We start from the raw sequence: 10,051 nt of genomic DNA, 5'->3' as shown, positions 1-10,051 counted from the left end.
TTGAAAAGGGGCGGGTGAGCGGGGGCTAAGAACGCGCGCGTGCCGGTCTCCAGCGTGAACTGTGCGTGCCCGGAGAGTTCTTTACCCCGGTCCCACGTGATCGTCTGACGCACTTTGCTGCGGAAGCGACCGTGCAGCAGTCCCAAGCGGCTTACGATCAACCCCCAGACGAGAGCCCTCCTCACCACATAAGCGCGGAACGAAACCCAGGGCGCTTCACCCCTGTGGTTGTGACAGCTTGGTCTGGCCCCGTTGTGACGGCTTGATCTGGCCCCGCGTGCGACTTGCCGGGGTGTTGACGGTCTGAACTGGCCCCACCCCTTCACGCTGGTCCCCATCACTGGGAACCAGTCGCGAGGGCAAGGGAGCCAAGATGGGGTCACGAGTGCAGCTGTACGCCGACATCCGCCATGACGCGCGAGTCGATGGTCTGTCCATCCGCGAGCTCGCGCGCAAGCACGGAGTCCACCGCCGCACCGTCCGCCAGGCACTCGCCGCTGCCGAACCCCCACCCCGCAAGAAACCGGTCCGCACGGCACCGCGCCTGGATCCGTACAAGCCGGCGATCGACGAGATGCTCACCTATGACCTGACCGCGCCGCGCAAGCAGCGCCATACCGCGACCAGGATCCTGGCCCGGCTACGCGACGAACACGGCGCCACCGACCTGTCCTACTCCACGGTGCGGGACTACGTGCGGGTCCGGCGCGCGCAGATCGATCTGGAGGCCGGGCGCCGGGTGGAGGCGATGGTGCCGCAGGACCACGCCCCCGGCGCGGAGGCCGAGGTCGACTTCGGCGAGGTCTACGTCATCCTCGACGGCGTCAAGACCAAGTGCCACATGTTCGTCTACCGCCTGTCCCACTCCGGCAAGGCCATCCACCGCGTCTACCCGACCGGCGGGCAGGAAGCCTTCCTCGAGGGACACATCGAGGCCTTCCACGCCCTGAGCGGCATCCCCACCCGACACATCCGCTACGACAACCTCACCTCCGCCGTCGTGCAGGTCATCCACGGCGGGAACCGGCTACGCGACGAGAACGAACGCTGGGTGCTGTTCCGCTCCCACTACGGCTTCGACGCGTTCTACTGCCAGCCAGGCATCGACGGCGCCCACGAGAAGGGCGGCGTCGAGGGCGAGGTCGGCTGGTTCCGCCGCAACCACCTCACCCCCATGCCCGACGTCGCCTCCCTGGACGAACTCAACGACAAGATCCGCGCCTGGGAAGTCGACGACAACACCCGCCGCATCACCGGCCACGCGAACACGATCGGGCAGGACTACCGCGCCGAACTCCCACACCTGGCACCGTTGCCAGCAGACGACTTCGACCCCGGCCTGATCCTCCACCCCCGGGTCGATCGCTCTGCCCTGATCACGGTCCGCATGGTCAAGTACTCCGTGCCCGCGCACCTGATCGGGCAACGCGTCCGCGTGTCCCTGCGGGCCTCGTGCGTGGTCGTGTTCGAGGGCCGCACCGTCGTCGCCACTCACCCCCGCCTCGGCACCCGTGGCGTGACCCGGGTCGAGCTGGACCACTACCTCGAAGTCCTACGCCACAAGCCCGGCGCGTTCCCCGGCTCCACCGCCCTCGCGCAGGCCCGCGCCGCCGGAGCATTCACCGCAGCCCACGACGCGTTCTGGGCCGCGGCCCGCAAGACCAGCGGCGACGTCGCCGGGACCCAAGCGTTGATCGACGTGCTCCTGCTCCACCGATCCCTCCCGTCCGAGGCGGTGATCGCCGGCATCACCTCGGCCCTGTCGGTGGGCGCGATCAGCCCCGACGTCGTCGCCGTCGAAGCCCGCCGCCACGCCACCACCCACACACCCGCAACTCCGGCCGCCCCGGCCAGGGGTGGGACGGTCGTGAACCTGCCACCCCGACGCCCCACCAACCCGCACCAGGTCATCGCGCACCTGCCCGAAGACACCCGGCCCCTACCCACCGTCACCGCCTACGACGAACTCCTGCGCCGACGCCAACCCAACCCCACCCCGGCCCCCGCCGAGGTCCACCATCACACCCAGACAGGAACCCCATGACCACCACCAGCACCAGCCGCCCCGCGAGCCTTCGCCGGCGTCAGGGCCTGACCGAACAAGCCGCGCAGGCCGCGATCGACCAGGCCTGCCGCCGGCTTCGGCTGCCCACCATCCGCGCCGTCGTCGACGACGCCGTGACGGCCGCCACAAAGGAACAACTCACCTACCAAGGCTTCCTCGCCGAACTCCTCCTGACCGAGGTCGACGACCGCGACCGCCGCTCCACCCTGCGCCGCATCAAGAGCGCCGGCTTCCCCCGCGAGAAATGGCTTGCCGACTTCGACTTCACCGCGAACCCCAACATCAACCCCGCCACCATCAACGAGCTCGCCACCGGCGACTGGATCCGCCGCGGTGACCCGCTGTGCCTGATCGGGGACTCCGGCACCGGCAAATCCCACCTGCTCATCGCACTCGGCACCGCCGCCGCCGAGCAGGGCTACCGCGTCCGCTACACCCTCGCCACCCGCCTGGTGAACGAGCTCGTCGAAGCCGCCGACGAGAAACAACTCACCAAGACCATCAACCGCTACGGCCGCGTCGATCTCCTCGTGATTGACGAACTCGGCTACATGGAACTCGACCGGCGAGGCGCGGAGCTGTTGTTCCAGGTCCTCACCGAGCGGGAGGAGAAGAACGCCATCGCGATCGCGTCCAACCAGTCCTTCTCCGCCTGGACCGACACCTTCACCGACCCCCGCCTGTGCGCAGCGATCGTCGACCGTCTCACCTACAACGCCACCATCATCGAAACCGGCACCAACTCCTACCGCCTCGCCCACACCCGCGCACGGCATCTGTGATGGGGTGAACAACGACCGGCTGGGCTCTTGGGGTCAGCGGCGGCGACGAAGCCGCAAGGAATTGGTGATCACGCTGACCGAGCTGAGGGCCATGGCGGCTGCCGCGATGACGGGCGACAGGAGCCAGCCGAAGGCCGGGTAGAGGGCGCCAGCGGCCAGCGGGATGCCGACCACGTTGTACACGAACGCGAAGACCAGGTTCTGGCGGATGTTGCGCATCGTGTCGACCGACAGGTCGCGGGCCTTGACCAGGGCAGCGAGGTCGCCGCCGAGCAGGGTCACGTCGGCGCTCTCGATGGCCACGTCGGTGCCGGTGCCCATGGCCACACCCACATCGGCCGCGGCAAGGGCGGGGGCATCGTTGACGCCGTCGCCGGCCATGGCGACGGCGTGGCCCTGGGCCTGCAGGGCCTGCACGTGGCCGTGCTTCTGGTCGGGCAGGACGTCGGCGACGACCTGGTCGATGTGCAGCTCGTCGGCGATGGCCCGGGCAGTCGTGGCATTGTCGCCGGTGAGCATGACGACCTTCATCCGGCGCCGACGCAGGTCCTCGATCGCCCGCGCGGTGGTCGCCTTGAGCGGGTCAGCGATGGCCATCACACTGGCCGGCCGGCCGTCGACGGCCACGACGATCGCGGTCGCACCACGACGACGGTAGGCCTCCACCACGGCGTCCAGGCCATGGGTGTCGACCTGCTGGCTGCCCAGGAAGGCGGGGCTGCCGACGAGCACGCGCTGGCCGTCGACGGTGGCGCTGACACCGCCACCCGGGTGGGCGGCGAAGGCGCTGGCTGCCGGCACCGTGCGTCCCGTCTGGCGGGCAGCATCGACCACGGCCCTGGCGAGCGGGTGTTCGGAGCCGGCCTCCACAGCCGCGGCGAGCAGCAGTGCCTGCGCGTCGTCACGTCCGTCGACGCCCTGCTGGTCGACCAGGCTGGGGCGGCCCTGGGTGAGGGTGCCGGTCTTGTCGACGACGAGGGTGTCGACCTTCTGCAGTCGTTCGAGGGCCTCGGCGTTCTTGACCAGCACGCCCTCGCTGGCGCCGCGCCCCACCCCGACCATGATCGACATTGGCGTGGCCAGGCCCAGCGCGCACGGGCAGGCGATGATCAGCACGCTGACGGCGGCCACGATCGCGAACGGAAGCCGCGGCTGCGGGCCCATGGCCAGCCACAACCCGAAGGTGGCCAGGGCGACGGCGATCACGACCGGCACGAACACCGCCGAGATCTTGTCGACCAGTCCCTGGATCGGGGCGCGGGACCGCTGCGCCTGGGAGACCAGGTCGACGATCCGGGCCAGGGTCGAGTCAGCGCCCAGACCAGTGGCCTCCACCACCAGGCTGCCGCCCTGGGTGATCGTGCCGCCGATGACCCGGTCACCGGGGCTCTTGTCGACCGGTACCGGCTCGCCGGTGATCATCGACTCGTCCACATACGCGTGACCATCGACCACGGTGCCGTCGGCCGGCACCTTCTCGCCCGGCCGCACCCGGCACCGATCGCCCAGCTGCAGCTCGGCGGCCGGCACGTCGGTCTCGGTGCCGTCGGCCCCGATGCGGTGCGCGGTGGCCGGTGACAGGTCGAGTAGGGCGCGGATCGCGCCGGAGGTCTGGTCGCGGGCCCGCAGCTCGAGGACCTGGCCGAGCAGCACCAGGGTGATGATGACTGCCGCGGCCTCGAAGTAGGTGCCGACCCGGCCGTCCATCACCCGCATCCCGGATGGGAACAGCCCCGGCGCCAGCACCGCGACCACGCTGTACAGCCACGCGGCACCGACACCCAACGACACCAGGGTGAACATGTTCAGGTGACGGCTGACCACCGACTTCGCGCCGCGCACGAAGAACGGCCACCCAGCCCACCACACCACTGGCGTCGACAGGGCGAGCTCGAGCCACGGCGCGACGCTGCCGGGCAGCGCACGACCCAGCACCATGGGCACCATCACCATCGCCACCAGCGGCACGCTCAGCACCGCCGCCACCCGGAACCGGCGACGCATGTCGACGAGCTCCTGGTTCGGGCCTTCGTCGAGCCCGGCCAAGACCCGCTCCAGCGCCATGCCACAGATCGGGCAGTCACCGGGGCCATCGCTGCGGACCTCGGGGTGCATCGGGCAGGTCCAGTCCCCTGCAGCGACCGCACCGGCCACCACCGCCGGCTCGCCCATGGGGTGCTGGTGATCGGTCGGGTGGTCGTGGTGCTGGGCGGCCGGCGCGTCCCCGCCGCCGGCGGGTTGCAGGAACATCCCGCACTTGGGGCAGCGTCCCGGGTGGTCGCTGGTCACCTCGGGGTGCATGGAGCACGTGTAGTGGGTGGTGTGGTCGTGGGTGGCGGTGGCGGCCGGGTGGTTCATGGGGTGCTCCTCGAGACGGTACTGCCGGTGGATGGCGGGGCGGTGGTCAGTGCTGGGAGCCGTGATCCATCATGCGCATCATCAGCCACATCATGAGCATGCAGCCGATGGCGGGCACGAGGGCGGCCACGACACCGCCGGCGGCGAGGCTGGCACGTCCGGCCCACAGGTAGCCGACGACCACGAGCAGCATCGGGGCGCACATCAGCAGGTGCATCCAGTGGTGGGGCTTGCCGTGCTGGTGGGCCGCGCCGTGCTGGTGGGTGGTGCTGCTGGGGTCCTCGTCGGTCATGGGGCCGGGCAGGGGCTGGCGGGGGTCCTCGCCGAAGGAGCGGGGGGTCTGGTCGGGGCTGGTGTACATGGCGTGTCCTTGTCTGCTCGGGGAAGGGGTTTTCCTTCCACTTCCATGGTGACGGGGCGAGGTCAATGCGCCCCCGAGCTTTGGTGAAAGTCTGGTCAAGACCTGCAGACGGTGATGGTGCGGTTGCCGCAGCGGGCAGCCGCACCATCAGTGCAGGCTTGAGTGGCCGGCATCGGCCGGGGCATGTCAGTAGCGCAGGGTCGTCATCATGCCGAGTTCTGCGTGGTAGATGTTGTGGCAGTGCAGCATCCAGGTGCCGGGGTTGTCGGCCTGCAGGTCGGCCTCGACGGTCTCCATCGGGCGGATCAGGACGGTGTCCTTGCGCAGCCCGGCGCTGCCGGGCAGGGCCCAGGTGTGGCCGTGGATGTGCATGGGGTGGGCCATCATCGTCATGTTCGTCATCCGCAGCCGGACGCGTTGGCCGCGGCTCACGGCAAGTGGGGTGTCCTCGCCGAAGCGTTTGCCGTTGAGGCCCCACGCGTAGGGCTTCATCTGGCCGTTGAGTGCCACATCGAGGGTGATGTCGGGCTTGCGGTCGCGCAGTCGTGCGCTGTCGGCGGGCTTGAGCTGGGTGGTCAGCAGGGCCTTGCCGTCGAGTTCTGCGACGCGGGTGTCCGGGGTCGGTACGCTGCCGGAGCCGGTGCGCACGATGGCCCGGGCCGGGGTGCCCTTCTTGCCCTCGGGCGCGGCCTGCAGCACGAACACGCCGTCGCCCAGCGTGATGGTCGCATCCAGTCGTTCTCCCATCGCGAGGTAGACGGCGCTGGCCTCGGTGGCGGTCACGGGGAAACCGTCGGTGTGGGTGACGGTGAGTCGATGGCCCTGCAGGGCGAGCTTGAAGATGGTGTCGGAGGAGGCGTTGATGACGCGCAGTCGCACCTTCTGCCCGGGCTTGGCGGTCAGGGTTCGGGGTGCGGCGGGGACGCGGCCGTTGACGAGGTAATGGGGGTATGTAACGTCGCCGGCGTCGCCCAGGGGGGACATGCCGTGGTCCATGCCGCCCATGTCGTGGTTCATGCCGCTGGACACGGTGCCGTTCTGGGCCTTGAACGCGGCGAGGATATCGTCGGGAGAGGTGCCGACACCGTCGGTCCAGTCGTCCAGGGTGATGACCCATTCGTGGTCGTAGCGGCCGGGTTCGGCGGGGTCGTCGATGACCAGCGGCTCGTACAGGCCGCGGTCGATCTGCACCCCGGTGTGGGGGTGGAAGAAGTAGGTTCCCGGGTCGGGGGCGACGAACTGGTAGGTGAAGCTGCTGCCGGCCTCGATGGGTTGCTGGGTGACGCCGGGCACACCGTCGCTGGCATTGCGCAGGGCGATGCCGTGCCAGTGGACGGAGGTGCTGGTGGGCAGCTTGTTGTCGACGCGCACCTGCAGCAGGTCACCGGCGCGGGTCCGCAGGACGGGGGCGTCGAGGGTCTCGTCGTAGGCCCAGGTCCTGGCCGTGACGCCGCCCAGGTCGAGGGTGACCGGCCGGGGCGTGAGGACGTGGTTGACGGTCTTCGTGCCGGGGGCGGCGGCCAGCGGGGTCTGGCTTGGGATCGTCAGCGGGGAGTTCGGCGCGGCGGGTGCTGCGGCCGGGGTGTTCTTGGCGTCGCAGGCGCTCAAGGCCCCTGCCGCGGCCAGACCGAGACCGGTGAACAGGACGTGGCGGCGGGAAAGTGTGTTCATGTCCTCGAGCCTGTCGGGCGCGGATAAAGCCCCCGGCAAGGGTTGGTCAAGATCTGGTCAAGAAGTCACGGTGGGCAGTGCCAGCGCGAAGGTCGCGCCGTGGCCGGGGCCGTCGCTGTGGCCGGTCAGGTCGCCGCCGTGGGCGCGGACGATGGCGCGGGAGATCGCCAGGCCGACACCGGTGCCGCCGTCGACATCGCGGGTGCGGGTGTCCTGGACACGGTAGAAGCGTTCGAAGACGTGGGTGAGGGCCTCGGTGGGGATGCCGACGCCGTTGTCGATGACGCGGACCACGGCCCGGTCGTGCTCGTGTCCCATCGTGACCTCGACCCGGTTGCCGGCCACCGTGTGTTGCAGGGCGTTGCGCAGCAGGTTGTCCAAGACCTGCCCGATGCGGGCGGCGTCCACGTCGACGCGCAGGCCGAGGACGCTCTGGGCGTGCAGCGTCACCCCGGCGGCGTCGTAGGCGTGGCGGGCTGCGGCGACGCTGGCCGTCACGACCTGCGCGAGGTCCTGGTGGCTCAGGGACAGCGGGATGCGGCCTTCCTCGGCACGCGACACCTCGGAGATGTCGGCGGCCAGGGCGGCAAGCCGCTGGTTCTGCCGCAGCAGGATCTCGACGGTTGCGGGGGTGAAGTCGACCACACCGTCCTGCAGTCCTTCGAGGGTGACCTGGGTGGCGGCCAGCGGGGTGCGCAGCTCATGGCCCAGGTCGGTGAGCATGCGTCGTCGGGTCTGCTCGGTGGAGGCGATCTGGCTGGCCATGTGGTTGAAGGCGTTGGCGACCTGGGCCAGCTCGGGGCTGGCCGAGGTCATCGTGACGGGTTGGTCGTAGTGTCTGGCGGCGACCTGTTGGGCGCCGTCCACGAGGGCTTCGACCCCCCGCGACAGGTTCCGGTTGAGGACGGTGGCGACCCCGAGGGCGGCGAGCATCGCGGTGCCCAGACCCACGGCCAGTGACACCAGGCCGGCGTCGTGGAAGGCCTGCTGCGCGTGCTCGACGACGTCGGGCTGGGCGTGGCCGGCTTCGTGCATGTGCATTCGGAACCATGCCGGGCCGACCAGCAGGGCCGTCAGCACCATGGTGGCGGCCATCGCCGCCACCACGGCCATCTGGGTCCACAGCAGTCGGCGTCCCCAATTGCCGCGCGGGTTGGGCGGCATCACTGCCCTCGGCCCATCCGGTAGCCGACGCCGCGCACCGTCTGCACGAACCGAGGCTGGGAGGGGTCGTCACCGAGCTTCTTGCGCAAGTGCGCGATGTGCACGTCGACCAAGTGGTCGTCGCCGACCCAGTCCTCGCCCCACACGGCGTCGGTGAGCTGGCGGCGGTTCAGCACCCGGCCGGGGTGTTCGGCCAAGGCCTGCAGCAGGTCGAACTCGGTACGGGTCAGCTCCACCGGTGAGGCGTCGAGCTCCACCCGACGAGACGACTGGTCCACGGTGAGGGCGCCGATGCGCAGGACCGAGGCCGTGGTGCCCGCACCGCCGGCGCGGGGGCGCCGCAACAGTACTTGGATGCGGGCCACCAGCTCGCGCGGGCTGAACGGTTTGGTCATGTAGTCGTCCGCGCCGACCGACAGCCCGATCAGCTTGTCGACCTCGTCGGCGCGGGCCGTGAGCATCAACACGTAGCAGTCGCTAAAGGTGCGCAGTTGGCGGCACACCTCCACCCCGTCCATGCCCGGCAGGCCCAGGTCCAGCACCACCACGTCGGGGGCCGTGGCCCGGACAAGGTCAAGCGCGACCAGCCCGTCGCCGCAGGTCTGGGCCGACATGCCGGCCCGCTCGAGGTAGTTCTTCACCGTGCCCGACAGAACCGGCTCGTCGTCGACGACCAGGACACTCGGCGCAACCGCAGCAGACGCGCTATTCATGACACCACCTCACCACGAACCCGGCCGGGGATCACTTCGACGGTGCGGCACTGGGCATCATCGTCGAGTGGTCCATGCCCGTCATGCCACCCATGTCGTGGTTCATGCCCGGCATGCTGACCATGTCGTGCTGCGTTGAGGCGGGTGCCGTCGGCGTGTAGCCCATGACGGCAGGGTCGAGCATGCCGAAGATCATCGCGACGTGGGCCACCACCAGGAACACGGCCACCATCGCCACGTGCAGGCGACGGCGCCCGGCCTCGCTGCGACCCAAGAGTCCGGCCTCCAGCAGGCTGATCACCAGTAGCGGCAGGCACCGGCCAGGTAGGAAAGGACAGCGATCACGTCCGCGGGGCCACGCCAGCCGCCGTGGACCGTCAGCGGAACCACGGCAGTGATGAGCAGGTGCTGGCCGATGAACACCCACACCGGACCCGCCAGCAGCCCGGCCCAGTGACTCACCTTCGTCACCCATCCCGGCGCCGGCCGATCACCGCGACGAGCCAGCAGCATCACCAGCTCGGTGATCGCAAGGGTTTCGGCCAGCACCACCGGAAGTGCCATGAACAACAGGAGGTTCCACGGCTGCCGTACGGCCAGCAGTCCCATGTAATGGGTCATCGGCATCCCCTCCATGCCCGACCCCGAGGTCAAGTCAGGGGCGATCAGGGCCAAGGCGGCAGCTGCGAGAGTGCCGACACCCAGGGCAAACAGCGGCACTGTACGGGAGGAGTTCTCGTTCGAGGTCGTGGCCACAAGCCTCGAAGCCCCACATCGAGGCCCGGGCAAGGGAATGTGAAGATTCGGTCAAGCCGGTCTCCGGGTAGACATGGGGCCAGAACAGACCGTCACCATGGGGCCAATCGAAGTTGACAGAGCCACCCCTGTCTATCTGTGTCTCGTGTAATGCACGTCTTGCACGATTGTGGGCCACGCG

7 protein-coding genes and 2 pseudogenes are annotated in these 10,051 nt (G+C 69.6%); 2 read left to right on the top strand and 7 right to left on the bottom strand.

Annotated elements, in window-relative coordinates; translation table 11 throughout:
- A pseudogene (locus J4Z35_RS13025) lies at positions 1-129 on the bottom strand (IS30 family transposase); the annotation flags it as partial.
- A gap of 244 nt (positions 130-373) precedes the next feature.
- Here J4Z35_RS13025 and istA point away from each other — a divergent pair.
- Complete coding sequence (istA, locus tag J4Z35_RS13020; RefSeq protein WP_144694389.1) at positions 374-2,044, top strand: IS21 family transposase; 1,671 nt, start codon at positions 374-376, stop codon at positions 2,042-2,044.
- Complete coding sequence (gene istB, locus J4Z35_RS13015; RefSeq protein WP_074041343.1) at positions 2,041-2,847, top strand: IS21-like element helper ATPase IstB; 807 nt, start codon at positions 2,041-2,043, stop codon at positions 2,845-2,847. Before istA ends, istB begins: the two co-directional genes overlap by 4 nt.
- A gap of 33 nt (positions 2,848-2,880) precedes the next feature.
- Here istB and J4Z35_RS13010 read toward each other — a convergent pair whose 3' ends face one another.
- The 6 genes and pseudogenes from J4Z35_RS13010 to J4Z35_RS14880 all read right to left on the bottom strand — a co-directional run bounded on the left by J4Z35_RS13010 (position 2,881) and on the right by J4Z35_RS14880 (position 9,723).
- On the bottom strand, positions 2,881-5,205 hold the full coding sequence (locus J4Z35_RS13010) for a copper-translocating P-type ATPase (RefSeq protein WP_074041341.1): 2,325 nt from the start codon (positions 5,203-5,205) through the stop codon (positions 2,881-2,883).
- Positions 5,206-5,251: 46 nt separating this feature from the next.
- Positions 5,252-5,566, bottom strand: coding sequence for a hypothetical protein (locus tag J4Z35_RS13005; protein WP_136788871.1), 315 nt, complete (start codon positions 5,564-5,566; stop codon positions 5,252-5,254).
- 186 nt (positions 5,567-5,752) lie between these two features.
- Positions 5,753-7,237 carry a multicopper oxidase family protein gene (locus tag J4Z35_RS13000; protein WP_006945529.1) on the bottom strand — a complete coding sequence of 495 codons (1,485 nt, stop codon included), beginning with the start codon at positions 7,235-7,237 and terminating at the stop codon, positions 5,753-5,755.
- A gap of 57 nt (positions 7,238-7,294) precedes the next feature.
- A complete protein-coding gene (locus J4Z35_RS12995; protein ID WP_243755092.1) occupies positions 7,295-8,332 on the bottom strand; it encodes a HAMP domain-containing sensor histidine kinase in 1,038 nt (345 codons plus the stop codon).
- A 68-nt stretch (positions 8,333-8,400) separates the two neighbouring features.
- Positions 8,401-9,114 carry a response regulator transcription factor gene (locus J4Z35_RS12990; protein WP_006945505.1) on the bottom strand — a complete coding sequence of 238 codons (714 nt, stop codon included), beginning with the start codon at positions 9,112-9,114 and terminating at the stop codon, positions 8,401-8,403.
- A 31-nt stretch (positions 9,115-9,145) separates the two neighbouring features.
- Positions 9,146-9,723: pseudogene (locus J4Z35_RS14880) on the bottom strand (DUF6803 family protein).
- Positions 9,724-10,051: the final 328 nt, after the last annotated feature.

Origin of the sequence: Dermacoccus sp. NHGro5 (genome assembly GCF_017565385.1) — a bacterium.
Taxonomy (GTDB): Bacteria; Actinomycetota; Actinomycetes; order Actinomycetales; family Dermatophilaceae; genus Dermacoccus; species Dermacoccus nishinomiyaensis.
This window is presented reverse-complemented; position numbering and strand designations above follow the sequence as displayed.

Excerpts from the sequence above, each read along its gene's own strand:
- J4Z35_RS13005 (WP_136788871.1), bottom strand. The coding sequence starts at position 5,566 with ATGTACACCAGCCCCGACCAGACCCCCCGCTCCTTCGGCGAGGACCCC.
- J4Z35_RS13000 (WP_006945529.1), bottom strand. The coding sequence starts at position 7,237 with ATGAACACACTTTCCCGCCGCCACGTCCTGTTCACCGGTCTCGGTCTG.
- istB (WP_074041343.1), top strand. The coding sequence starts at position 2,041 with ATGACCACCACCAGCACCAGCCGCCCCGCGAGCCTTCGCCGGCGTCAG.
- istA (WP_144694389.1), top strand. The coding sequence starts at position 374 with ATGGGGTCACGAGTGCAGCTGTACGCCGACATCCGCCATGACGCGCGA.
- J4Z35_RS12990 (WP_006945505.1), bottom strand. The coding sequence starts at position 9,114 with ATGAATAGCGCGTCTGCTGCGGTTGCGCCGAGTGTCCTGGTCGTCGAC.
- J4Z35_RS12995 (WP_243755092.1), bottom strand. The coding sequence starts at position 8,332 with ATGGCCGCCACCATGGTGCTGACGGCCCTGCTGGTCGGCCCGGCATGG.
- J4Z35_RS13010 (WP_074041341.1), bottom strand. The coding sequence starts at position 5,205 with ATGAACCACCCGGCCGCCACCGCCACCCACGACCACACCACCCACTAC.